This is a genomic window from Clostridium sp. CM027, assembly GCF_024730565.1.
Taxonomy (GTDB): domain Bacteria; phylum Bacillota; class Clostridia; order Clostridiales; family Clostridiaceae; genus Clostridium_AD; species Clostridium_AD estertheticum_B.
In genome coordinates this window covers 1,558,740-1,582,842 of the sequence record NZ_CP077725.1, presented here as the reverse complement: position 1 = coordinate 1,582,842, position 24,103 = coordinate 1,558,740, and the positions used below count along the sequence as shown (strand labels likewise).

24 protein-coding genes and 1 pseudogene are annotated in these 24,103 nt (G+C 31.3%); 19 read left to right on the top strand and 6 right to left on the bottom strand.

Going from position 1 to position 24,103, the window contains the following annotated elements:
- Positions 1-15: 15 nt before the first annotated feature.
- Entirely contained in the window at positions 16-393 is a 378-nt protein-coding gene (locus KTC92_RS07640; RefSeq protein WP_216302864.1) for a GntR family transcriptional regulator, read from the bottom strand.
- 212 nt (positions 394-605) lie between these two features.
- Positions 606-1,250, bottom strand: coding sequence for a helix-turn-helix transcriptional regulator (locus tag KTC92_RS07635; protein WP_216302863.1), 645 nt, complete (start codon positions 1,248-1,250; stop codon positions 606-608).
- Between the two features lie 189 nt (positions 1,251-1,439).
- Here KTC92_RS07635 and KTC92_RS07630 point away from each other — a divergent pair, with 189 nt between their 5' ends.
- From KTC92_RS07630 to KTC92_RS07605, 6 genes are all read left to right on the top strand, one after another.
- Positions 1,440-1,868 (top strand): flavodoxin, encoded by a 429-nt coding sequence (locus KTC92_RS07630; RefSeq protein ID WP_220287043.1) that lies wholly within the window; start codon positions 1,440-1,442, stop codon positions 1,866-1,868.
- 62 nt (positions 1,869-1,930) lie between these two features.
- On the top strand, positions 1,931-2,623 hold the full coding sequence (locus tag KTC92_RS07625) for a DUF3793 family protein (RefSeq protein WP_220287042.1): 693 nt from the start codon (positions 1,931-1,933) through the stop codon (positions 2,621-2,623).
- Positions 2,624-2,998: 375 nt separating this feature from the next.
- On the top strand, positions 2,999-4,144 hold the full coding sequence (locus KTC92_RS07620) for an efflux RND transporter periplasmic adaptor subunit (RefSeq protein ID WP_216302860.1): 1,146 nt from the start codon (positions 2,999-3,001) through the stop codon (positions 4,142-4,144).
- The gene (locus KTC92_RS07615) at positions 4,134-4,823 is read left to right on the top strand and encodes an ABC transporter ATP-binding protein (RefSeq protein WP_202881874.1); all 690 of its coding nucleotides are present in this window, start codon (positions 4,134-4,136) and stop codon (positions 4,821-4,823) included. Before KTC92_RS07620 ends, KTC92_RS07615 begins: the two co-directional genes overlap by 11 nt.
- Before the next feature lie 2 nt (positions 4,824-4,825).
- Positions 4,826-6,010, top strand: a complete 1,185-nt coding sequence (locus KTC92_RS07610) for an ABC transporter permease (protein ID WP_220287041.1) — start codon at positions 4,826-4,828, stop codon at positions 6,008-6,010.
- 52 nt (positions 6,011-6,062) lie between these two features.
- Positions 6,063-6,488: a hypothetical protein gene (locus KTC92_RS07605; protein WP_220287040.1), complete on the top strand. Its 426-nt coding sequence runs from the start codon at positions 6,063-6,065 to the stop codon at positions 6,486-6,488.
- Positions 6,489-6,677: 189 nt separating this feature from the next.
- On the opposite strand, the gene KTC92_RS18675 is transcribed toward KTC92_RS07605, so the two are convergent.
- Entirely contained in the window at positions 6,678-7,982 is a 1,305-nt protein-coding gene (locus tag KTC92_RS18675) for a hypothetical protein (RefSeq protein WP_375294759.1), read from the bottom strand.
- Positions 7,983-8,270: 288 nt separating this feature from the next.
- Here KTC92_RS18675 and KTC92_RS07595 point away from each other — a divergent pair, with 288 nt between their 5' ends.
- The 6 genes from KTC92_RS07595 to KTC92_RS07570 all read left to right on the top strand — a co-directional run bounded on the left by KTC92_RS07595 (position 8,271) and on the right by KTC92_RS07570 (position 14,634).
- Entirely contained in the window at positions 8,271-8,882 is a 612-nt protein-coding gene (locus KTC92_RS07595) for a DNA-3-methyladenine glycosylase (protein WP_216302856.1), read from the top strand.
- 257 nt (positions 8,883-9,139) lie between these two features.
- Entirely contained in the window at positions 9,140-9,451 is a 312-nt protein-coding gene (locus KTC92_RS07590; RefSeq protein ID WP_165413217.1) for a hypothetical protein, read from the top strand.
- A 157-nt stretch (positions 9,452-9,608) separates the two neighbouring features.
- Positions 9,609-10,208, top strand: coding sequence for an acetylglutamate kinase (locus KTC92_RS07585; RefSeq protein ID WP_258280743.1), 600 nt, complete (start codon positions 9,609-9,611; stop codon positions 10,206-10,208).
- Between the two features lie 372 nt (positions 10,209-10,580).
- Positions 10,581-11,837, top strand: a complete 1,257-nt coding sequence (locus tag KTC92_RS07580; protein ID WP_220287039.1) for a Bcr/CflA family efflux MFS transporter — start codon at positions 10,581-10,583, stop codon at positions 11,835-11,837.
- A 24-nt stretch (positions 11,838-11,861) separates the two neighbouring features.
- Complete coding sequence (locus KTC92_RS07575) at positions 11,862-12,617, top strand: sulfite exporter TauE/SafE family protein (RefSeq protein ID WP_216302854.1); 756 nt, start codon at positions 11,862-11,864, stop codon at positions 12,615-12,617.
- 271 nt (positions 12,618-12,888) lie between these two features.
- A complete protein-coding gene (locus KTC92_RS07570) occupies positions 12,889-14,634 on the top strand; it encodes a PocR ligand-binding domain-containing protein (protein ID WP_220287038.1) in 1,746 nt (581 codons plus the stop codon).
- Positions 14,635-14,751: 117 nt separating this feature from the next.
- Here KTC92_RS07570 and KTC92_RS07565 read toward each other — a convergent pair whose 3' ends face one another.
- Both KTC92_RS07565 and KTC92_RS07560 read right to left on the bottom strand, forming a co-directional pair.
- Positions 14,752-14,895 (bottom strand): hypothetical protein, encoded by a 144-nt coding sequence (locus KTC92_RS07565; RefSeq protein ID WP_220287037.1) that lies wholly within the window; start codon positions 14,893-14,895, stop codon positions 14,752-14,754.
- A 63-nt stretch (positions 14,896-14,958) separates the two neighbouring features.
- Positions 14,959-15,558, bottom strand: coding sequence for a TetR/AcrR family transcriptional regulator (locus KTC92_RS07560; RefSeq protein ID WP_220287036.1), 600 nt, complete (start codon positions 15,556-15,558; stop codon positions 14,959-14,961).
- Between the two features lie 134 nt (positions 15,559-15,692).
- Here KTC92_RS07560 and KTC92_RS07555 point away from each other — a divergent pair, with 134 nt between their 5' ends.
- From KTC92_RS07555 to KTC92_RS07545, 3 genes are all read left to right on the top strand, one after another.
- Positions 15,693-17,345 carry an MFS transporter gene (locus KTC92_RS07555; RefSeq protein ID WP_220287035.1) on the top strand — a complete coding sequence of 551 codons (1,653 nt, stop codon included), beginning with the start codon at positions 15,693-15,695 and terminating at the stop codon, positions 17,343-17,345.
- A gap of 508 nt (positions 17,346-17,853) precedes the next feature.
- The gene (locus KTC92_RS07550) at positions 17,854-18,582 is read left to right on the top strand and encodes an ATP-binding cassette domain-containing protein (protein WP_220287034.1); all 729 of its coding nucleotides are present in this window, start codon (positions 17,854-17,856) and stop codon (positions 18,580-18,582) included.
- Positions 18,575-19,759, top strand: a complete 1,185-nt coding sequence (locus tag KTC92_RS07545) for an ABC transporter permease (protein ID WP_216302848.1) — start codon at positions 18,575-18,577, stop codon at positions 19,757-19,759. Before KTC92_RS07550 ends, KTC92_RS07545 begins: the two co-directional genes overlap by 8 nt.
- A 123-nt stretch (positions 19,760-19,882) precedes the next feature.
- Here the strand turns inward: KTC92_RS07545 and KTC92_RS07540 are convergent, their stop codons facing one another.
- Positions 19,883-20,458 (bottom strand): C40 family peptidase, encoded by a 576-nt coding sequence (locus KTC92_RS07540; protein ID WP_220287033.1) that lies wholly within the window; start codon positions 20,456-20,458, stop codon positions 19,883-19,885.
- Positions 20,459-20,663: 205 nt separating this feature from the next.
- Between KTC92_RS07540 and KTC92_RS07535 the strand changes: the two genes are divergently transcribed.
- The 4 genes and pseudogenes from KTC92_RS07535 (at position 20,664) to tnpA (ending at position 24,065) form a co-directional block, all read left to right on the top strand.
- Entirely contained in the window at positions 20,664-20,990 is a 327-nt protein-coding gene (locus tag KTC92_RS07535) for a hypothetical protein (protein WP_216302846.1), read from the top strand.
- Positions 20,991-21,180: 190 nt separating this feature from the next.
- A pseudogene (locus KTC92_RS07530) lies at positions 21,181-21,976 on the top strand (nitroreductase family protein).
- Between the two features lie 461 nt (positions 21,977-22,437).
- Positions 22,438-23,853 carry an RNA-guided endonuclease IscB gene (gene iscB, locus KTC92_RS07525; RefSeq protein ID WP_258280742.1) on the top strand — a complete coding sequence of 472 codons (1,416 nt, stop codon included), beginning with the start codon at positions 22,438-22,440 and terminating at the stop codon, positions 23,851-23,853.
- Positions 23,850-24,065 carry an IS200/IS605 family transposase gene (gene tnpA, locus KTC92_RS07520; RefSeq protein WP_220287032.1) on the top strand — a complete coding sequence of 72 codons (216 nt, stop codon included), beginning with the start codon at positions 23,850-23,852 and terminating at the stop codon, positions 24,063-24,065. The genes iscB and tnpA overlap by 4 nt, the downstream gene beginning before the upstream one ends.
- The last annotated feature ends 38 nt before the right edge of the window (positions 24,066-24,103 follow it).

The window sequence follows — 24,103 nt, the reverse complement described above, 5'->3', positions numbered from 1 at the left end:
TAATTTTAATAGATTTTAATTTTCTTCGGTATATAGTAGTGATAGCATGCTTTGTAATTCTTCTAAACTTAAATTTAAAAATTTGCCTTCAGCTATAACCGCAGCTAGTTTTTCTTCTATAGCAGTCAATCGCTTTTCTCTTATTAGGTCCTTGTTTTGACCAGAAACATAGGAACCTTTTCCAGGAACGGTTTCTATAAAACCTTCTTTTTCAAGCTCTTCATAAGCCCTTTTAGTTGTTATAACACTTATCCGAAGTTCTTTTGCTAAACTTCTTATAGAAGGCAGGACATCTCCCTCTGAACACTCATCATTCATAATGGCTGTTTTAATCTGAGTTACTATTTGCTCATAAATTGGATCTTGTGATGAATTAGAAATTATAATATTCATATTTAACTCCTTTGTACATAGCGTATATATACTATATAAACAGTATATTCGGTATAGCATTTAATGTCAACAAAAAATATCATAAATATTTTATAGCATTGAGATATACAATAAAACTGTATATCTCAATGCTATAGGGGGTGAACGTATAAATAGAAATGGAGAATTTATATTTGAAACGGCATTTGCAGTTTATGATATTCTAGTTTCTATTAATATGTCCTTTTTCTATATTCATTAGGTGAAACACTTACATATTTCTTGAAGGTGGTACAAAAATGACTTTGACTATTAAACCCGGATTTAGTAGAAATCACATCTAAAGGATAAGAGGAATTATCTAGGATATCTTTTGCCACATTTATTCTATATATGTTTATATATTCACAAAATTTAAAACCGGTGTTCACTTTAAAAAGATAACATAGATAGTTGCTACTTATATGAATGTGAGTTGCAACTTTTTCTAAGGTTATTTTTTTCTCAATATTTGAGTGAATATAGGCCAAAGCATTGTTTACAATTTCATTTTCTGATGCTTTTTTACCATTATTAATGACTTCCGTGTAGCTTTTAATAATTTTTTCTCCTAAAGAAATTAAGTCTTCCTTCAAATGACAAGTGTCCATTAGCTTAAGATTTTTATAGCATAAGTCCTCCAAGGGGATTGAATTGTTAATACAGAAATAGGTGTATATAAAGATATTAATTGAATATATTAGTTTTTTTAATTCATCTGGGCTACTCGATGAAGATAAAAGTATATTTATCTTTTTTATATATATGGCATTGGCAGTTTCTAAGTTGTTATTTCCAATACTTAAGACCAGTTCAGTGTGATTGAGTAAATTTTTCATCGCATCTCCTTAATATTTTTAAAAAAGACAATAATAATTTTAAAAAACCTCTAACTTAAATATATTATAATATAATCAAGAATGATAATCAATATCAATGCAATAAGATAATATAAATTAAGTTTAAAAATGCATTGAAATTATTACCACATGAATGTACAAAATATTTTATATGAGGAGGAAATTGATTTGAAAAATGTAGTTATTATTTATTGGAGCGGAACAGGGAATACAGAGGCTATGGCAGTAGGGATTATGGAAGGGGCAAAAAATGTAGATGCAAACGTTAGACTACTTAATGTGAACGATGCAAAAGTAGAGGACGTAATAAATGCAGATGGAGTAGCTTTGGGATGTCCATCTATGGGCTCAGAGCAGCTTGAGGAATCAGAAATGGAACCATTTATTGAGTCAATTGCGAGCGCAATAAGCGGAAAAAACACTATTTTATTTGGTTCTTATGGATGGGGCAATGGAGAATGGATGGAGGATTGGCAAGAGAGAATGGAAACATATGGTGCTAACATTATAGTAGATGGGCTTATAATTAATAACGATGCTGATAAAGAAGGTATTGAAAGGTGTAAGGAAATAGGTGCGTTATTATCAAAAAAATAAAAGTAAACTTAATATGAAGTTGATAGTGTTAACACTATTGTGAAATTAATGGAGGGTGTTTTATGGGAATAGTAGAGTTAAGGGGATTGTTAGAAATTGTAGATGGTTATGATGATTTGGAGTATTTATTTTCAGTAATAATACGTAATGCAGGACCAACTATTAAAAAGCATAAGACATCATCTTTAATTAATTTTAGTAATAGTAATAGAAACTTAAATAACATATGGGAAAGATATAAAGATGAAGTGAAAGCTAAACTAGATATTGATTACTTTGAATTAAAAAAGGATATAACAAATACGTTTGTACTATTTTATAATAAAGAAAAAATCAAGTTAAGTATAAGCGATAATAAAAACATGGAATTTTTAAAAAGATTTGGATACAATGAAAAAATGAATATAAAGGAATGTTTATTGCTTTTAGGCAAAAGATTCGAAAATATATGCCCTCACGAAATTGGGATTTTTTTAGGCTATCCTCTAGAAGATGTAGTATCATTTGTTGATTATCCGAACGCTAAATGTAAAATGGTAGGTTATTGGAAGGTATATCATGATATTGAAAAAGCAGAAATTATTTTTAATAAATATGATGAAATTAAATTTACCATCATGAGATTAATGATGAAAGGGATGAAACCAACAGAACTATTAAATAAAGTTAATCAATTAAAACAAATAGAAGAACAAAAGCGTGGAGAATCTATATTTCAATATATGGAAAGCAAAGATATGTATAGAGTTCAATAATATTAATTAGTATATAGTGAATCTAGAGTAAAATAAACGGTGAAATTTTTTAAATAAAATTTCACCGTTTTAACTTTTATATATTTAATTTTAATATCGACTTCAGAAGGAGATAATTAGATTAAATTCCGTTTATGTCTAAATAATGACGATTAATGCATTTTGTATTGAATTATAGATCTTTATGAAATATGATATAAATAAAGCATGCTTAAATAAGGAATAAAACCATATTTATGGATGCAAAAAAATCATAAAACAAAGTTTTTGCTGCAAATGTTGTAAATCAAAGAAAAATGTGGTAAAATAATTCTGAAAGTTGTTATTAATTTAACATTTTTTTTTATTTAAAGTGTATTTATAGGGGGGAAATCTATGAAAAAGAAACATATTATTTTTTTAAGCATTATTGGTGTAATAATACTATCTGGAATTATTGCATATGTAGTTAAGAACAATAAAGATTCAGCAGGTAAGAAAGGTAAAGAAGTAGCTTTATATACAATACCGGCTAAAGAGAAAATATTTGTAAACGGTGTTGTTGTTCCTGAAAAAACGGAAAATATATATAGAGATGAAACAAAAGGAACAATAAATAAGGTTTCGGTTACGAATGGACAAGTAGTAAATAAGGGTGATGCTCTTTTTACATACAGGAACAGTTTGGTTACGGATGAGATAGATAAGGGAAACCAAGAAATTACTAATGCTAACAAGCAAAAAAAGAAATTAGTCGATAAACAAGAAGAAGCAAAACAACTTTTAGAAAAGCAGAAGGAAGAAGCAAAACAACAAGCAGAACAGGCTGGTGTCGATCCAGCTGCCATGGGTGCATCGGCTGCAGCAGGTACTGAGGCTCAAATTAGTGGCTACTCAGATCAAATAGATGCTGTGCAAGCACAAATTGATACTTCAAAAGGGATGCTTAAAAATTCAAAAGAGAAAGAATACACTTATATAAAAGCTCCTATAAATGGAAAAGTAATATTAAATGATTCTAAAGATATGACGAAACCATATATTGTAATAGAGTCTACTACAGTTTATGTAAAAGGAAATATTAATGAAAAGGATCAAACAAAGGTAAAGGAAAATCAAAAAGTGGATATACTTATATTCGCTATAAATAAAACCATAACAGGAAAGGTGAAAAGTGTAGGAAATAGTCCAGCAGCGCCAGATGCAGCGGCTGGGGCGCAAGGTGCTACAGGTGGAGCTTCTGCTATATCTTATTATGATGCAAATGTATCCTTGGATTCACAAACAGATGTTATCAATGGTTTTCATGTACAAGCCACAGTGAAACTTAAAGAAGAAGATATGAAAATACCAAAGAGTGCAATACTTGAGGAAGCTGGAAAGCAATACGTGTTCAAGGTTGTGGATAAAAAGTTAAAAAAACAAGCAATTACTTATAAAAAAGGTGTGGAATCAGAAGTTGTTGTACTTAGTGGGCTAAATGAAAATGACCGTATAGCGAAAACTACTAAAGAAATGAAGGAAGGTATTTCTGTTGAGTAATCTTATTGAGTTAACAAATATTAATAAGTATTATAAGTTAAAGGATTCTAAATTACACGTATTGAAGGATATAAATTTAACTATAGAGCAAGGTGACTTTGTTATGATAATGGGGAAATCAGGTAGCGGAAAAACTACACTTTTAAACCTTCTTGGTTTTCTTGATCATTTTGATAATGGAAAATATGCGTTTAATGGCAAGGATGTTACTCATCTTAGTGAAAATGAAAGATCAGAACTTAGAAATAGTTATCTGGGGTTTATATTTCAACAGTTTCATTTGATAGATTCATTGACTATTGGTCAGAATGTTGAGCTTCCTTTGCTTTACAAAGAAGGCACTGATGTACCTAAAAAAGAAAGAGCACACCTTGTAGAAAAATATTTAGATACGGTAGGATTGCTTCATAAAGAGAAGCAATCACCTTCACAATTATCTGGAGGACAGCAACAGCGTATTGCAATAGCAAGAGCTCTCATTAATAATCCTTACGTGATTTTAGCTGATGAGCCAACAGGCGCTCTAGACAGTAAAACTAGAGAGGAAATTATGAATATACTAAAGAAACTTAATGAAGAAAATAAAACAATAATAATGGTAACACATGATGACGATTTAACTAAATATGCTAGCAAAGTAATCCATTTAAAAGATGGAGTGATAACAAAGGTGGATTAGATATGTCTATAATAAATTTAATCAAAACTTCAGTATACAGTCTAAAATCACATAAATTAAGAGTTTTTCTCACAATGATAGGAATAATCATAGGTATAAGCTCTGTAATATCCATTATGTCAGTTGGTAATGGGTTAAAGGTAAAAATGAATGAATCTATGGCGGATACAAGCGCAAATAAAATAAATGTTAATTTTGAACCAGAAAACGTTGATGCGGATTTAACCTTGATTGAACCCTTTAGCAAATCCGACCCATATTCTCTTAAAACAGTGGCTGGAGTAGAAAAGGTTGAGGAATCAAAGGATATGCAAGGAATGGGCGGATATACATCAGGCGAGGCTGCGTATTTTGATAAAAAAGAATACATTGGACTAGAAGATTATGATGATAAAGAAATAAATGTTAAGTATGGCCGTTCTTTCAAAAAAAGTGAAAATTCTAAAAAGTTAATTATATTGGGTTATAAAGCAGCAGAAAAACTTTTCGAATCTCCAGAAAAGGCAATAGGTAGTGGAATAACAGTAAATGGAATTATATACGAGGTAGTAGGAGTTCTAGAAAAAGAGGGTGCATTCTCTCTAACAGGGGAAACAAGTTTAATTTCAAAGGAGTCAAAAGAAGATATGAATACAGAGACCGCTATTTCAAGCTTAGATGTTTATCTTAAAGCTGGTGAAGATAAAAATAAGGTTTTTGAAAACATAAAAAAGGAGCTTATAGTGGCTCATCCTAATTTAAAAGGTGAGTATAAGCTTCAGGATCCTCAGGCAGCGACTAAGATATTTGAACAAATTATTGGGTATTTAACTGCTTTCATAGCATTGATTAGTGGTATTTCCTTATTTGTTGGGGGAATAGGTGTAATGAATATAATGTATGTTTCTGTAACTGAGCGGAAACGAGAAATTGGTATACGTAGGGCTATTGGGGCAAAACCTAAAAGTATATTACTCCAATTTCTTATAGAAGCGATTATGGTGACAGGGCTTGGTGGTTTACTTGGTATATTATTCGGATTTATTTTTTGTAAAATAATTGGTATATTTATGCCATTCCCTCCAGTTATGAGCGGAGAAAGCGTTATAGGAGCAACTGCAATCTCTGTTATAATTGGAATAATTTTTGGAATTATACCAGCAATTAATGCATCGAAAATGGATCCAATTGAGGCTATTTACAATTAAATTTTGGTGGAAGCCATATTATTTTAAAAATATATTTGTCGGAGGTAAAATTATGGAAAACGTTAAAAAACCAAAAGTAGGAGCAGGTATAAAAACAATGTCGATTATTCAATTGATTATTAGTGGGTTTGGGTTAATAGCGATTATAATAGCCCTTTTAATGAAAGATAAGCTTGCAGCCCAGTATAAAACAATGGGGATGGATGTTCCTCAAGTATCAACTTCTGCTTATATTATTAGTTTAGTAATAATAACAATAATAACTATAGGTATTATTTTAATTTTAATGAAAAAGGAATTAGGAATATATATCTATTTTACTGCTACAGTGGCAAACATCGTATATACAATTGTAAGTGATGGATTTAAACCTGTATCACTTGTTGGTTTGATAATCCCTGCACTTATGGGATTCTTTATTTGGAAGAAAAGAGAAATATTTAGTACTGACACTAAAACAGAACAGATAGATGTATAGTACCTGTTATTAATAATAACAAAAAATTAATAAATATTAGACTGAAAATCCTGTTAACTCATTATGTTAACAGGATTTTTAGCATTTGACTGTATATGCGTTAATGAAAATAATGTAATAGTAATCAAAAAAGGCTGCCGTCGATAGGCAGCCAGTTAAGGTAATAAAATTAGTTATAATCTGTTGATGTTAAACAATTCTGAAGACAGATATAGTTCCAATAGCCCCAGCTAGACCTGCAAGTACTATACTAATAGGACCATTTGAATTGTTAGCAAATCTAAAAGATTGTCCTGCTGTTGCGGCATAAACCTTGTTAGAGCCATTTACAGTTGGATTTGTTACTAAAATAGATATACCACCAATAACAACTCCACTAGGGGATTCTTCTAAATCAAGTTGTAAAGCAAAGGTTAAAGGATCTGGAGTAACAGCAAACTTCCAGTCGATTACATAAACACCCGTTGTATTAATTGTAAATATACCTGTTGTTGGATCATAACTTAAATCAGGTCCTACAATATCTACAGTATCATAAATAATAGTGCCGCCAACTGGAATTGATATTTTATTTGTTGTTATAACACCATTTGCATACGAATTAAAACTTGGACCAGTAGCACCAGTTGCTCCGGTTCGTCCAGTCGCACCAGTCGCTCCAGTTCGTCCAGTAGCTCCGGTAGCTCCAGTTGCACCGGTAGCTCCGGTTGCACCAGTTGCACCAGTTCGTCCAGTTGCACCAGTCGCTCCGGTTGCTCCGGTTCGTCCAGTTGCACCGGTTGCACCAGTTGCTCCGGTTGCTCCAGTAGCACCGGTTGCACCAGTTCGTCCAGTAGCTCCAGTTGCACCAGTAGCCCCTGTTGCTCCAGTTCGTCCAGTTGCACCAGTTGCTCCGGTTCGTCCAGTCGCACCAGTAGCTCCAGTTCGTCCAGTAGCTCCGGTTGCTCCGGTTGCTCCAGTTCGTCCAGTTGCACCAGTTGCTCCGGTTGCACCAGTTGCACCAGTTCGTCCAGTTGCACCAGTTGCTCCAGTTGCACCAGTTCGTCCAGTTGCTCCAGTTGCACCAGTTGCTCCAGTTCGTCCAGTTGCTCCGGTTGCTCCAGTTGCTCCGGTTGCACCAGTTCGTCCAGTTGCTCCGGTTGCACCAGTTGCTCCGGTTGCACCAGTTCGTCCAGTAGCTCCAGTTGCACCAGTTGCTCCGGTTGCACCAGTTCGTCCAGTTGCACCGGTTGCACCAGTTCGTCCGGTTGCTCCGGTTCGTCCAGTAGCTCCAGTAGCTCCAGTTGGTCCAGTTGGTCCAACTATGCATTTTATACAGCAAGGATGACAACGATCGTGTTTGTCATCACAGTGTGGTCTATCGTCACAGTGATCTTTATCATTACAGTGTGGTTTGTCATCACAATTGTGCTTTTTAGGAATTAAAAAGTCATAAGGTTCATATTCATCGTCAGATTGATATTTTTCAGAAGAAAAATCATTGTATTTATTCAATATAGATACCTTCCTTATTAATAATATTTTTTCTATTTAAAGAGCTTGTACTTTCTCTTATTTAAGATGTTCACACTTTCTATACATAATATGCAGATGCCTTGTTTTGTGTTAAAGATATACATTAAAAATTTAGTTGAAAAAGTACTATTCCAATTATTGATGTGAAAATTATTTGTTTTGCAAAAAACAGTTATGTTCGTCATTGATTAAAAATGGTTACTTATATATAATATAAAGATATGGTTAAAAATAGATATTTATTATAGGTTTTAGGAGGAAGTTGGAATGAGACTTATTAGAGAATTTTATGCCAGAGAAGCTTTGCAGGTTGCTAAGGAACTTTTAGGAAAAACACTTGTACATGAAGTTAATGGAGTAAAGTTAAGAGGAAAGATAGTTGAAACAGAAGCATATATTGGATCAATAGATAAGGCTTGCCATGCTTACGGGGGAAAACATACACCAAGACTTGAGACTCTATATGGTATGCCTGGCATCGCATACGTATATTTTATTTATGGGATGTATCATTGCTTTAATGTAATAACAAAAGAAGAAGGAATTGCTGAAGGGGTTTTAATTAGAGCTATTCAGCCAATAGAAGGTCTAGACGAAATGTCAAAGCTAAGATTTAAAAAAGGTTATAATGAATTGACAAAAGCTCAAATTAAAAATTTAACCACAGGACCCTCTAAGCTCTGTATAGCTATGAATATAAATAAAGAAAATAACAAACAGGATTTGTGCATAAGTGAACTATATATTGAAGACGCAGTGGAAAAAGAAAAAATTGAAATTATAGAAGCTAAGAGAATTGGAATTGATTATGCAGAAGAAGCAAAGGACTTTCTATGGAGATTTTACATTAAAAACAATATTTGGGTATCTGTAAAATAGAGCAATTACATCATCTCTAAACTAATCTGGTATTTTTTGAATGGTTCTTAATCCTGTCTTTACAAGATTATAATGCATATCCACCATTTATATACTTCCTTTCGCTAATAAGTATTAAAACTTATATTATAGTTATATGATTATTATTTAAATCTTGGTTAGTTGGCTGAATAGGGAATGTTTCTTTTGATAAGAAAATTGACTATAATAATATTGATATTGAATCATTATAATAAAAATGAAGGGAAGTAATCGGAATGAGTTTTTTATTTAAAGACAATGATAAAAAAGATGGGGTACAAGAAATTAAGTTTGGGAAAATTATAAATAAAAATAGAAAAATTATAAGGGAGGCAACATTTAGAATATTAAGTACTGCAATTATATATAATGATGAAGAAGATTATTATGATACATTGGCAACATGTGTTAATGAAAATAATGTAATAGAAACAATAAGCATAGAAGGATTTGATATACATGAAAATGTAGTAGATCTTAAAGGTGCGTATATTGACTATGAAGAAGATTCAGAAGTAAACTTCACTGGGACAATATACTATTTATAATTTTATGTAGATTATGAAAAGAATTGAAAAAAATAGAGAGGTTAGTATATCGTATACTAACCTCAATTTGTTATGCCCTTCTATATTCCTTTTTTTATGGGTACTTATTGCTCACATAAGCATATTATAGTATAAAAATTAGAAAGTGGTGATAACAATGTATTTATTTCCATATGATGCATCTTGGATGGTGGCGCAACGGCACATTACTGAGCCTAGGATAATAAGTGAAGCAGAAGTAGATTTAAGAAATATTATGCGGATACTTTGGGAACAACATATTGTCTGGACGAGGATGACCATAACAAGCATAATAAAAGATTTACCAGATGTAGATTTTGTTACTAAGCGACTTCTTCGAAATCCAACAGATTTTAAGTTAGTATTAAAACCTTTCTATGGGGATGAAATTGCTTCTCAATTTAGTGAGTTATTTAAAAGTCATCTTGTCATCGCCGCACAGCTTGTTAAAGCAGCCAAAGCTGGCTATAGTAAAGAGGCAGCAGATGCTGAGAAAAGATGGTACGCAAATGCAGATGAAATCGCAGTTTTCCTTGCTAGAATCAATCCTTATTGGTCTCAAGAAAATTGGAAAACAATGTTATATGAACACTTGGCAATGACTAAAGCAGAAGCAATCGATATACTTACCAATAATTATGAAAGAAGCATCGCAGTATACGATGAAATTGAAAATCAAGCCCTAAAGATGGCAGACGTTATGGCAGAGGGCATTGTTAGACAATTTTCAAAATAAGTTATCAATTCATCTTCTGCAAAGCTGTTCAGCTCTGCAGGGGATAATTTAATTATAAAAAGTATAGATAATTAAAGGCATATAGAGTAAAATTAAAAATATGGCACTTTATGGTTAAGCAAAGGAGGAGTATTTTGGAGATTAATCAAATATCACAATTATTAACACAAACTAATACTAGTGCTAATATTAATGACCTAAATAATTCAAGTCAAGTTAATGCTTTATCACCACAGGCGATAATCTAGGAAAATCCTAATTGAAGTTTATCAGGAATGGAGCAGGAGAAATCCTGTATTTTTTTTGTGTAGGTTTATAAGGACATGTAGTAACTTGAATGATGTAATATGCTATTATTTTTGGAGGCAAAGAATGGAAAACGAAGAAAAGATATGTGACAAAAAGGAAAAGAAACAAAAATATTTGGGAGATAAGGGCTTCATAATGTTTATAGCTTTTTTAAGTGCATTTATCCCATTATCTACAGATATTTATCTCCCAGCGCTTCCTAAGATGGTTGAAAGCTTTAACACATCGGAAGGTCTAGTAAATCTTACATTAATATTTTTCTTTATATTTTACGCTGTAGGAACCCTATTTTGGGGACCCCTTAGTGATAAATACGGAAGGAAAAGAATATTACTTATAGGATTATCTGTGTATACTATTGGAAGCATTTTATGTATATTTTCTGTAAATGTTTACCAACTTATTTTTTATCGTATTCTGCAATCAATTGGTTGTGGGGCTGCAACAGCGGTGGCAACAGCTATAGTAAAAGATGTATATAGTGGTAGGAGGAGAGTAACCATAATAGCTTTAGTTCAGTCTATGGGAATGATATCACCTATAATTTCTCCAGTTATAGGAGCAATGATACTAAGTGTTCTTTCTTGGCGTGGAGTATTTGTGGTGCTATCTATAATAGGAGCTTTAGCCTTAGCTGGAAGCATAGCCATGGAAGAGACACTAGAAAAAAGATATACAGGAAGTATATTTAAATCCATAGGAAGGTTAGGCGTAGTTGCAAAAAATAAGAGCTTTATGTCACTTCTTATAATACTTTCACTGATATCTGCTGCTTCTATGTCATTTATATCATCCTCCTCGTATATTTATGTAAATGGCTTTGGATTAAGTGAAAAGGCATATAGTTATTATTTTGCTTTAAACGCGGTGTTTTACCTACTAGGGCCTTTACTATACATTAAATTATCGAAAAATTATCATAGTAATTCAATAATAACTGTCTCATTTATTGTGTTTAGTATAAGTGGGGTATTCATTTGTACGATAGGTAATTTAAGTCCTTTATTTTTTACATTATCATTAATTCCTGCGTCTCTCTTTGGTAACATTATGGCACCTGCAAGAACTAACCTTTTGCTTGAACAGTTACAGGGCGATATTGGTGCAGCATCCTCATTAATGAGTTGCGCAATGACCTTTTATGGTAGTATTGGTATGTTTATAATTTCTTTGAATTTTTCTAATAAAATAGTGGTAATGGGACTAATGCATTTAATAATAGGAATTATAAGCCTTATAGCATGGCTGATTATCTCTAAAAAACCATATATTAAACAGGTAACCTATCATATAGAGGTAGCAAATAAAAATGCTGAGTAATTATTTCAGAAGAGGGGTAAAATAATGGGAATCATTCATATGTTTAATTTATCAACGATGCAATGGATATGTTTAATAATATCGGCTGTCTTAGTAGGCGTTTCAAAGACCGGAATAAGCGGGTTTTTGATGCCTGTTATACCAATTATTGCCAGTGTATTTGGAGGGAAGGAATCTACAGGTGTTATACTTCCTATATTAGTAATAGGGGATGTTTTTGCAGTGTACTATTATAATAGACATGCTAAGTGGGAAAATATAAAAAAACTTTTGCCATGGACAATCATAGGGTTACTACTAGGTGTTATAGTTGGAAACTTTATTAATGATAAACAATTTAAGGCGGTTATATCTATTTCAGTTTTACTTTGCTTAGTCGCTTTAATTTATACTGAAAAAAAAGGTGAAAATATAAAAGTCCCAACAAATAAATGGTTTTATGCAATGGCTGGAATTGCTACTGGCTTTACATCCATGATTGGTAATGCTGCAGGACCTATATTCAGTGTGTATTTGTTAACTATGAACTTCAAAAAAAACGATTTTATGGGCACAACGGCTTGGTTTTTCTTACTTGTTAATTTGGCCAAATTACCATTGCAAATTTTATTCTGGCATAATATTGCCTTTAAGACAGTTTTACTTAGCATTGGTATGGTGCCAGCAATTGCATTAGGAGCACTTTTAGGGATGCTTATGATTAAAAAAATTAATGAAAAAAACTTCAGATATATTATTATAATCATGACATTTATAGCAGCAGTAAGACTGTTGGTATAAATTTAGAAAAAACAGTAATTCGATTTATAATCATATTCTACGCACAAGGAAATAGTAGATTTAATGATTTAGATGAAATTTTTTCTTTTCCCAATTTTGATAAATAAAAATTATTAAATAAATGAAAAAGCTGTGAGGTAATTACTTCACAGCTTTTAATATTAGCTATAGAATTTTTAATATCCTATACGACAATATTCCCCTAATTTAGCAAAGTTACTATGATAGAATGTTTTTAATAAGAGGGTATGTTACTTAGGAGGAATTATTTATGAAGAAAGTTAAATTTTCAGAACTAATAAATATTGATTCACTAAAAAAGATGGCTGAAAATATTTATGCTGCTGTAGGCATTAATTTTGGAATTGTTGATATAGACGGCGCAATTATTATTGCAACGGGATGGCAGGATATATGCACTAAGTTTCATAGAGTTCATCCAGTTACAGGCATGCAATGTTCCATTAGTGATCAATATATTAGTGACCATATTATGGATGGTGCATATATCTCTTATAAGTGTCTAAATAATATGAGGGATATTGCATTACCTATTGTTATTTCCGGAGAACATTTGGCTACGATTTTTTTTAGCCAATTTTTTTATGAAGATGAAGTAATAGATAAAGAATATTTTGCAGCACAAGCAATAGAATTAGGGTTTGATGAAAAAGAGTATCTAGATGCGTTAAGCAAGGTGCCTGTTTATTCTAAAAAGAAGGTTGATCATATAATTGAGTATTATTCAGGGCTTATTATGACGCTTGCCGAAAGTGGTTTAAGGCAACTTACGTATGAAAATTCTCAGAATGAACTTGAAAAAAGCCAAAAATATCTAAGCGCAATTTTTAATTCCGTAAGTGATTCAATATTCATTCATGATGTTTATGGAAATATAACGGATGTAAATGGAACTGCTACCACTATGTTTGGTTATTCTCGAAATGAATTAATAAGTATGAATGTATATGATATTATCTCAAAAAAACAGGACAATATTGAGCTTTATATAGATGCATTAAGTAATAAGAAAAACGGTAAGGAACATCTGATACAAGAGTTTATAGTTAAAAATAAAAGTAACAAAGATTTTTGGGTAGAAGTTAATGTTCATGCTACAAAGATTCATGAAGATGAAGTAATTATAGCGACTGTGCGGGATATTACAGAAAGAAAAAAGAATGAATTAGCATTACAGAATGAGGCTGCTGAAATAGAGAAGTTAAGATCTGAATTTTTTGCTAATATTTCTCATGAGCTAAGGACTCCGTTGAATATAATATTAGGTACAATAAAAATCATTGAAATGGGCGTTAATGATGAAAAAAACCCTATTAATAGAGAAAAGATTATTAATAATATAAATATTGAAAAACATAATTGCTTTAGATTGCTAAAATTAATAAACAATTTAATTGATTTAACTAAATTGGATGTAGGTTTTTTTGAACTGAATATGGTTAATTGTAACATTGTTAATATTGTGGAGGAAATTACGTTATCTGTAGCAGAGCATTTTAATAATAATGGCTTAAGTCTCATATTTGATACTGATATAGAGGAAAAGATAGTGGATTGTGATCTAGAAAAAATTGAAAGAATAATGCTTAACATGCTATCCAATGCTATAAAGTTTACAACTCCTGGTGGAAGCATATTTGTTAATATATCTGATTGTGAAGAATACATAACTATTTCGATTGAAGACACAGGCATAGGTATACCGGATGACAAGGTAAATCTAATATTCGATAGATTTCGGCAGGCGGATAAATCGTTTACAAGGAAATATGAAGGAAGTGGTATCGGATTATCGCTTGTTAAATCGCTGGTAGAAATACAAGGTGGGACAATAACAGTTGAGAGTAAATATGGAGTTGGTACTAAGTTTTTTATAAAACTTCCTGTTAAGGTATCGAAGCATGATAGCAAAGAAGAAAGTATTAAGTCTATTGATAATAGCATAAACGATTTTGAGCAAAGAATAAAAATTGAGTTTTCAGATGTTTATAAATAGGATATGATGGATAATATTTAATACCTAATCCATTTCGTCAAGTAGAATCTTCAAGAACTCACATCCACAAAGATAGACAAAGCCACATAATCTGTGCAGCTTTGTCTATTTTTGAATTTATTTTATTTCTTTATTAAGCATTACTGCTCCTTCAGGCATTATGTCAGGCATTTCGCCAGCTTTATATGTCTTTACATCTTCCGTAACATTTTCCGTAACATTTTTGTTAAGCATTACTGCATCTTTGGGAACCTCAGGCATTTTTTCACCCTCTTTATATACTTTGTATGTAGCAGAAAGTATGTATTAATGTTTCTCTAATCTTTATAGTAATATTTTTTTTATTACTTCGGCACACTCTTCCACTAAAATATTTTTGTTTAGAATTGATTTCTCATCATAAATAATTTCATGACATGTATCTTCAATTAAAGAATATAATAAAAAATTCTTTTCACTTTTGTTTTTTAAATTTAAATCAAAATTTTTAAATTCTTCTTGATATTTATTAAGCAAAGGTTTCTGTTGTTCACGGACTTGGTATTTAATTTCATTATCCATAGAGCATAGTATCATAATTTCTTTATGAAATTTAGGGAAAATTTTATGACTTTGAAGTATTATATTTATAGTTGTTTTTATCATTAAATCTAAATCATTTGTATCTTTAATTTTACTTAGTTCCTCAACGCTATGATTATAAATAGTGTTTCCATATAAACTTACTAACTCTAAAAATATATCTTTTTTATCCTTAAAGTACGCATAAATACCGCCAATAGCTAAATCAGCTTCTTTAGCGATTTCAGCCATACTAGTATTAAAATATCCTTTTGTATTAAATAATTTTAATGCAGCATCAATTATATTTTTTCGCTTTTCAATTGATCTTTTTTGAATCGGTACTCTTATTTTCCGTATCATAATATCACCCAATTAAATTTTAATATAAATAATATGTTTTGTCAATAATATGAAATTATTTTCATGTTATTGACATTTTTAGATATAAAAACTATAATGTGAACATGAAATGAATTTCACATTAGGAGGGTCTTATGAAAAAAAGTAAAGTTATTTTAGGTTTTACATCATTAATTATCGGTTGTTTTTTAGGTGTTTTGGATAGTACTATAGTAAATATAGCATTACCAGATATGGCAATTTACTTAGGCAAAAGTATTAATGATGTAAGTTGGATTACAACTTCGTATTTGTTATCATTTTCGGTTTTCTTAATTATAGCTTCTAAGATTGCAGACCAATTCGGAAGAAAAAAAATATTAATAATAGGGTTATTTACATTTGGGCTATCATCGCTACTTTGTGGAATAGGGAACTCATTTATATTTTTGATCATTATGAGATTCTTTCAAGGAATAGGCGCCGCAATTATAACACCCGTTGTTTTACCTTTAGGACTTGCAATTTTTGGGAAAGAAAAAAGAGGCTTTGTAATAGCAGTTTCCGGTGGTATTACAGCTTTAGCTGCCGCTGCCGGGCCACCTATAGGTGGAATAATTCTTCAGTATTTAAACTGGAAATATATTTTCTATGTTAATGTTCCAATGACTATTATAGCCGTAGTTTTTGCAGTTATAGCTCTAAACGAATCTTATGATACTACTGTATCAAAAAAAGTGGATATTTTAGGTGCTCTTTTACTTATGATAAGTATATTTTGCTTAGTTTTCCCACTGCTTAAAGGAAACGATTATGGATGGCAGTCAAAGCCAATAGTATCACTTTTTTGCATTTGTATTTTATCAATTATAGCATTTTTAATTGTTGAAGTTAAAACTAAAGACCCAATGTTACCACTTAATTTATTCAAGGAAAGTACATTTACGGCCTCTTGTATTCTCTTTATGTCAGCAGGTTTTGCAACAGCTTCGCCACTTTTATTATTAAACTTTTATTTAGAACAAATATTTAACTATTCTCCACTAAAATCTGGATTCATATTGATGACTCTCTCACTAGCTGGGACAATATCTGTTCCTCTAGGTAGTGTTTTGGTTAAAAAGATTGGGGCAAGAATTGTTAATTTCTTAGGAATATTTATTGTTGGAGTAGGTACAGTGTTGTTATCGCATATAGACATAAACACTTCAGTAACGAGCATGAGAATAACACTTGCTTTTATGGGAATTGGATTTGGGTTCTCAATACAAGCAATTGCTTCATCAATAAAATACTTACCTGTAGAAAAAACGGGTATGGCATCTGGTATTATTAATGCTGCAAGGCAAATTGGGATGTGCGTAGGCATTGCAGTTCTTGTGAGTATATTAAATAGTAATATCACAAATGCAACTAATAATATTAAACAAGCTGTTACAACTAAAATAAATTCACAAGTAAATCTAGAACCAATTATTAAAGAAAAAATGTTGAGTAAAATTAATAATTCAAATAAAAATTCAATACCAGGTTCAAAAGAAGATGTTATTAATGATATTGATAATCAAGGTAAGATGATGCTAGCTAAGGCCCCAAACAATAAAAAATCAATAGTATTAGCTACTATAAACGAACAAAAAACCAAAGTTAAATATATAATAAACTTTAGTCAAGATATTAAAAATAAGGAACTAAGCAAGGCTTTTGATAATGCTTTCGTAGTTTCCTATTCTATAGTTTTTATATTATCCATAGGTGCATTATTTACTGATAGAAAGCCAACAGATAATGAAAAAATGATGGCATAATGCTCAATTTGCCGATATACATTTTTTAATATAGCCTCAGAGTGAATGTAACACAATACCAATGATATGCTCCCCTTAAAGTAGACGAATTAAAAAACTAAAATCTGTCTACTTTAAGGGGAGCATTTTTGTATTTAGAAGAACTAAATATACAATAGAAAAAAAGTGTAAAATTTTCAAGAGATATTAAATCATCTCCTGCGAAGCTGTAACAGCTTCGCAGAAGATATATTGACGACTTCAGAAGGAGATTTATACTCCCAATGAAGTTTTCTGTTTGTTAGGGCAAGTAACTCCTACTTATAGTAGGTACTCCAGCTTATAGAGGTGGGAGAACTTCCTTCTGAAATGTCGATAAAATGATCTAAAGGAACTGGCTAAAAAATAGTAAACTATGGTATAATTTACTTATAAATTGTTGCAAATTGTCAGAACTTACGAAGGTAAACAGTTGAAAGGGGCAATTTTAAAAATATATCAATAAGATTTTACGCAAGGGGGAATTAAATTGTTAGAGGTAAAAAACCTTACTAAAAAGTTTAAAGATTTTACAGCGGTGGATGGAGTTTCTTTTGAAGTTAATAAAGGAGAAATATTAGGTCTCATCGGAGAAAATGGAGCTGGAAAAACAACTATAATGAGAATGCTTGCAACTATGCTTAAGGTAACAGAGGGGGAAGGAAAAATCTCAGGCCATGATTTAATAAGTGAGCCTGAGAGTATTAGAGAGGAAATTGGAATTTTATTTGGTGGAGAGGTTGGCCTATATGACAGGCTTACAACAAGAGAAAATATAATGTATTTTGCTCAATTAAATGGAATGAACGCATGCGATGCCAAGAAAAGCATTGAAGAGCTTACGCGAGAACTTGAAATGAGTGAATTTATAGATAAAAGGGTAGGGAAATTTTCAAGAGGTATGAAACAAAAGGTAGCAATTGCAAGAAGTATTGTCCATAAGCCTTCAGTTATGTTATTTGATGAGCCAAGTACCGGACTTGATGTTTCTGCCACAAGACTCATTCAAGATTTTATATTTAAGTGTAAGTCAGAAGGTAAGGCTATAGTTTTCTCAAGTCACAGTATGGTAGAGGTTGAAAAGCTTTGTGATAGAGTTGTAATAATACATAAGGGAAAAGTTGTGGAACATGGAACAATAAGTTCGCTTAAGGCTAAATATAATAATGAAGACATGGAAGATATTTTTGTTAATCTTATTGGAGGTAATCATGAATAAATTAGTTAGTGTAATATTGTTTAAAGAACTTAAGGACATGCTTAGAGATAAAAAGACAATAATAGTAAGTTTGTTAATTCCTCTTTTATTAATGCCTATACTTAGCTTTATTATGGGGAAAACTATGAATAGTGCTGAGGATTCTGTTGAAAAAAATATAAATATCGTGATGGTCGATAAGGGAAATAGCAGCATTGGGAAGATATTAAAAAATGATAAAACTATTAAATTTAAAACGGGCATTGATGGGAAAGCCGCAGTAAAGGATGGAGAAGCACTACTTTTTATAGAAATACCAAAGGATTTTGATGAATCTATTTCAAGTGGTAATGTTTCTGATTTAAAGATTTTTTATGATAATACAAATACAAAATCATCTATTGCACTTAGCAAGGTAACGGAAACAGTAGATAAATTAAGTAAACAAATAGTTGCAAATAGATTAAAAAAAATAAATATTGATGCAAAGATATTAACCCCGATAAAAATTGCTGAAACAAGTTTTCAAAAAGAAGACAAGGCACAAAGTCAAATGTTATTAGGTATAATGATTCCTATGTTTATACTCCTTTACAGTGCAACAGGGACAATTGCAGCAGCCACAGATCTAGGAGCAGGTGAGAAGGAAAGAGGAACACTTGAACCACTTTTAACAACAAAAGCTGGGAGACATTATATATTAACAGGAAAACTCTTTGCAATAACAATAATGGGATTTATAGTATCGGTATGTTCAATGATTGGTCTTCTAATTGCAATGAAAATACCTGGTGGAATGTTCGGAAACGGAAGTTCTTCAGTTGGTCTAAGTTACAAAGCAATAGCCTTAATTGGAGTAATAGCAATAATAACAACAATGTTTTTTGGTGCTCTTGAACTAGGGGTAAGTATATATGCTCGTTCCTTCAAGGAAGCTCAAACTTATTTGGTACCATTTTCAATAATTCCGATATTTGCCGCTTATGGAACTATGTTTATGGATTCGAAAAACATACCTTTTCTTTATTTTAATATACCATTGCTTAGTGTAAGCTCAGTGGTTAAGGAACTTACAAGTGGAATTTATAATTATGGTCATATAGGAATAACAATAGTATGGTCAATAGTTTATACGATAGTTGCTGTTATGCTAGCAAAACATATGTTTAATAAGGAAAGTGTAATATTTAGATCTTAATAATTTAACCTGTAAAATAAACAGACTTCATAACACGATGGTAACCATATGCTCCCCTTCCCGGTAACAGATTTTTATTATTTAATCTGTCTACTTTAAGAGGAGCATATTAAAGTTAGCTGGTTATTTTATTATCCTTTTACCTATTACAAATTTTTCTTTATAATATCCAGTTAATTCAGATGTTTTTATAACATCACCAGTTTTAGGGGAATGTATAAATTTGCAGTTTCCGATATAAATTCCTACATGTGATACTTGAGATGGAAGATCTGGGTTTGTCATAAAAAAGACTAAATCCCCATTTTCAAGATTATTTATATTAATAGAAACACCTTTATTTATTTGGTCCATAGTTGTTCTGGGTAAATTTATACCAAAATGTTTATAAGCATACTGAATAAACCCAGAACAATCAAATCCACCTTTTACATATTTACCTGTAGCATCTAATATTGCGGGAGTTGTGCCACCAAATAAGTATTTCATTCCTAAAAACGTATTTGCATATGACACTAAATCATTACCAGTTATTAATGATTCATATTGTTGTCCATTTTTAATATATTTAGCTTTGTTTAATGGAGTTTCAAAATTCGAAAAAATAACAAAAATCATATATACTATTGTTACTACTAAAACAATTAATATTATTAACCAAAACCTTGCTGGATTCCTTTTATTAAAAGATTTTCTCATATTGCCCCCCACACTACAATGTTTAATATAACCTTATATTAAATTACGGTATCATTTCTAAAAATATTCTAAAATGTTTAGAAAAATAAAGAATTATTACAATACCTACTAATAGCTGATTTTGATTAATAGACAAATTTATACTATAATATATTCATCTAGAATGTAATTGAGAGCATTTAGATATTGGGGAGAGGGTAATAATATGGAATATATAGGAATGTTAGCATTCTTTTTAGCTATTTCAAATATGGGATTAAGTGATAAAGTTAAAAAACTAAAAGAAGATGTTAAAAAAATGAAGAATTCAATGAAGGGGGAAGTCAAAATGTCTGAAATACTAAAAGAACTTGAAGGTAAAAGATGTACGCTTACAGTGAGTGGAAGTTTAGGGGAACTAATAGATTGTGAAGTTATAAATGTGGATGGTGAATGGATGAAGGTAAATCAATTTGCAAAAAAAGATCAACGTAAAATAAGGATAATTAGAATTGATAATATAAATAATATAAATGATGTGTCAATAATCTAATTTCTATTAAGTATAATGGATAGGTATTTAGCGTCTATCCATTATTTTTTTTGCCCTTATCGATAGGGTTACATCATTTTCAATATGTAATGTGATGTATTACCCTAATTTAGCAAAGATTATATGGTAGAATGGGTCGAATGAAGGTTTAGATAATAAAATGTGAAATTTTAAAAAGGGGATGAACAAGATGGATTTTATAACTGTAAATGAAAAAAAATGTATTAAATGCGAACAATGCATTAAGGAATGTCCAGCGTATGTTCTAAAGATGGGAGAAAAGGTACCAGAAGAAGTAGCAAATACCACTTGCATTGCCTGTGGACATTGTGTTGCTATATGCCCGAGGGAAGCTATAGATAATAAAAAAACACCACTCGCACAACAAGTTGATGCAAAAGATTTTGCTAAATTAAATGCAGAGCAGGCGGAGCATTTTCTAAGGTCACGTCGTTCTATAAGAAATTATCAAGATAAATCTGTATCAAGAGAAAAATTAACAAAATTAGTTGATATTGCAAGGCTAGCACCTACTGGAAGTAATAGTCAAGGTATATCATTTGTTGTAGTTGGACAAGCAATTAGTTGAAAAAGCTGCTGAACTTACTATTCGAATGATAGAAAAATCTCCACTAAAGGATGCATTAAAAGGATTAATCAGTACTTATAGGGAAGACGGGGTTGATTCAATTCTGCGAGGTGCGCCAAACTTAATTATAACCACTGCGGACAAAGGCTTTTCAAACGGGAGGGCTAATTCTATTTCTTGTCTGACTTATCTAGAATTATTTGCCACTTCACTAGGGCTTGGAACTTGTTGGGCTGGATTTTTTGAGTATTGTGCATCCATTAAGGGTTCACCAATGCTTAAATTATTTAATATTCCAGAAGGAAAGACGATAACAGCTGCCGTTATGGTCGGATATCCTAAATATAGCTATAAGAAATTAGTTGATAGAAATCCATTAGAAGTTACTTATATATAATATTATAGGGAGATTAAGTATGTTACATACAATTTTAGGAGCTTACTAGCATTTACTCTAAATTATCAACTGTTAATAAAGTAATTTAAGTTAAAGTCCTAATCAGTGGACAATATAAATTTCATTGATTAGGGCTTATATATATTGTACTGTGTGATTAAAAAATCTCTTTAGAAATCATTTTTGGGGGTTTTTATAGTTTTGAAAATTATATAACAAACATTTATGATATAATTGGTACATATTATAGTATGGGTGATATTTTTGATAGTAGTGATAATTAAATTATTTATATAGTATAAAATTGTCAACTACCACCTAACCTAAAGGTATAGGGGCTTGTGAAAACAAGTCGGTTGAATAGCTTAAGTCTTAACTGACTACGTTACTTTAGAATGATATAGTTACCTTGGGGTACTTCACTAGCCCCAAGCTCTAAGTGTAGCGATTAAACATTCCTAATGGTAGGGAAAGTGTTGCTATTGAAAACCTATTGTAACATTGGCGAAGTGAACTTACCCTCGCAAGAGGAGTCATTATCTGAAAGGATTGATTTTATGGTTTATGTTTTAGATGTTGATGGCAAACAATTAATGCCTACGAGCAATCCAAAAGCTAGACAATTATTAAAGCAGAAAAAGGCTATCGTTAAACACGTTAAGCCATTTACAATACAATTAACCTATAGAACAAAAACTGAATATATTCAAACTATCACTTTAGGGGTCGATAGTGGCTATTTAAATATTGGTTTTAGTGCGACTACTGATACAAAAGAACTTATATGTGGAGAAGTTAAACTACTCCAAGGTATGAGTGATAGAATAACAGAAAAGGCTATGTATAGACGCATCAGAAGAGACAAGTCGAGATACAGAAAACCTAGGTGGAATAATAGAAAAGTTGAAAAAGAATGGTTAGCACCGTCTATTCAGCACAAACTAGATAGTCACATTAGATTCATAGACAAACTTAGAGGACTGCTACCAATCAAAAAAGTAATTGTAGAAGTTGCAAACTTTGATATTCAGCAGATTAAGAATCGCAATATACAAGGTGAAGAATATCAACAAGGCGAACAAATGGGATTTTATAATCTTAGAGAATATATTCTGCATAGAGATAATCACCAATGCCAAAATCCAAACTGTAAGAATAAGGACAAAAATCCTATATTAGAGTTGCACCATATTTCATTTAAAAGTAATGGTGGAACAGACATAGGAAACAATCTCATTACATTATGCAACAAATGTCACACTTCACCAAATCACAAAAAAGGAAAACTATTAGATTTGTGGCAAACCAAAAAACCCAAAATAAGAGGGTTTAAAGACGCTACATTTATGTCTATGGTGCGTTGGAGATTGGTTAATACTATGGGTTATTTACACACTTATGGTTACATTACAAAACACAATAGGATTAAACATCAACTTGAAAAAACTCACTATAATGACGCTTTTTGTATAGCTAATGATAGCAATCAAACAAGAGTTGAGCCTATTCTATTTGAGCAAGTGAGAAGAAATAATAGAAGTTTAGAAAAATTCTACGATGCAAAAATGATAGACCTAAGAACAGGTGAAAAAGTGAGTGGTTCAGAATTGAATAATGGTAGAAGAACAAGAAACAAAAATAAGAATAGCGAAAACCTAAGAGTATATAGAGGCGAAAAAATATCCAAAGGACAAAGAAGAATAAGAAAAGGTAAATCTTTATACCAACCTAATGATTTAGTAAGGTATGATGGTCAAATATATACTGTAAAAGGCAGTCAAAATGGTGGTAAGTATGTGGCTCTAAAAGAGATTAAAAAAGTCCCGAAAGTAGAGTTGCTTACACCTTACAGATTTAGGAAAGGATTTGCTTGTTGATAGCTTATAATCCAAAACAATCTGTTTTAGAAATAGCTAGAAGCCTGAAACAAATGTCTACTTATAGAATATGGAGACAATATGACAATCATATTTATTTAAAGAAACAATTTTGGAAAGAACGTACATTTTGGAGTGATGGTTATTTTGCTTGTAGTATTGGGAATGTATCAAAATCTACCATAGAGAAGTATATACAAGGACAAGGGTAAGGGCAAGAGATTCATCCACTAACCTAAAGATGTAGTGG

Bases quoted from the DNA above. Each gene is read 5' to 3' on its own strand.
- KTC92_RS07605 (WP_220287040.1), top strand. From the start codon at position 6,063: ATGGAAAACGTTAAAAAACCAAAAGTAGGAGCAGGTATAAAAACAATG.
- KTC92_RS07580 (WP_220287039.1), top strand. From the start codon at position 10,581: ATGGAAAACGAAGAAAAGATATGTGACAAAAAGGAAAAGAAACAAAAA.
- KTC92_RS07575 (WP_216302854.1), top strand. From the start codon at position 11,862: ATGGGAATCATTCATATGTTTAATTTATCAACGATGCAATGGATATGT.
- KTC92_RS07625 (WP_220287042.1), top strand. From the start codon at position 1,931: ATGGGAATAGTAGAGTTAAGGGGATTGTTAGAAATTGTAGATGGTTAT.
- KTC92_RS07585 (WP_258280743.1), top strand. From the start codon at position 9,609: ATGTATTTATTTCCATATGATGCATCTTGGATGGTGGCGCAACGGCAC.
- KTC92_RS07555 (WP_220287035.1), top strand. From the start codon at position 15,693: ATGAAAAAAAGTAAAGTTATTTTAGGTTTTACATCATTAATTATCGGT.
- KTC92_RS07590 (WP_165413217.1), top strand. From the start codon at position 9,140: ATGAGTTTTTTATTTAAAGACAATGATAAAAAAGATGGGGTACAAGAA.
- KTC92_RS07640 (WP_216302864.1), bottom strand. From the start codon at position 393: ATGAATATTATAATTTCTAATTCATCACAAGATCCAATTTATGAGCAA.
- KTC92_RS07540 (WP_220287033.1), bottom strand. From the start codon at position 20,458: ATGAGAAAATCTTTTAATAAAAGGAATCCAGCAAGGTTTTGGTTAATA.
- KTC92_RS07620 (WP_216302860.1), top strand. From the start codon at position 2,999: ATGAAAAAGAAACATATTATTTTTTTAAGCATTATTGGTGTAATAATA.
- KTC92_RS07545 (WP_216302848.1), top strand. From the start codon at position 18,575: ATGAATAAATTAGTTAGTGTAATATTGTTTAAAGAACTTAAGGACATG.
- KTC92_RS07570 (WP_220287038.1), top strand. From the start codon at position 12,889: ATGAAGAAAGTTAAATTTTCAGAACTAATAAATATTGATTCACTAAAA.
- KTC92_RS07610 (WP_220287041.1), top strand. From the start codon at position 4,826: ATGTCTATAATAAATTTAATCAAAACTTCAGTATACAGTCTAAAATCA.
- KTC92_RS07560 (WP_220287036.1), bottom strand. From the start codon at position 15,558: ATGATACGGAAAATAAGAGTACCGATTCAAAAAAGATCAATTGAAAAG.
- KTC92_RS07635 (WP_216302863.1), bottom strand. From the start codon at position 1,250: ATGAAAAATTTACTCAATCACACTGAACTGGTCTTAAGTATTGGAAAT.
- KTC92_RS07595 (WP_216302856.1), top strand. From the start codon at position 8,271: ATGAGACTTATTAGAGAATTTTATGCCAGAGAAGCTTTGCAGGTTGCT.
- iscB (WP_258280742.1), top strand. From the start codon at position 22,438: ATGGTAGGGAAAGTGTTGCTATTGAAAACCTATTGTAACATTGGCGAA.
- KTC92_RS07535 (WP_216302846.1), top strand. From the start codon at position 20,664: ATGGAATATATAGGAATGTTAGCATTCTTTTTAGCTATTTCAAATATG.
- KTC92_RS07565 (WP_220287037.1), bottom strand. From the start codon at position 14,895: ATGCCTGAGGTTCCCAAAGATGCAGTAATGCTTAACAAAAATGTTACG.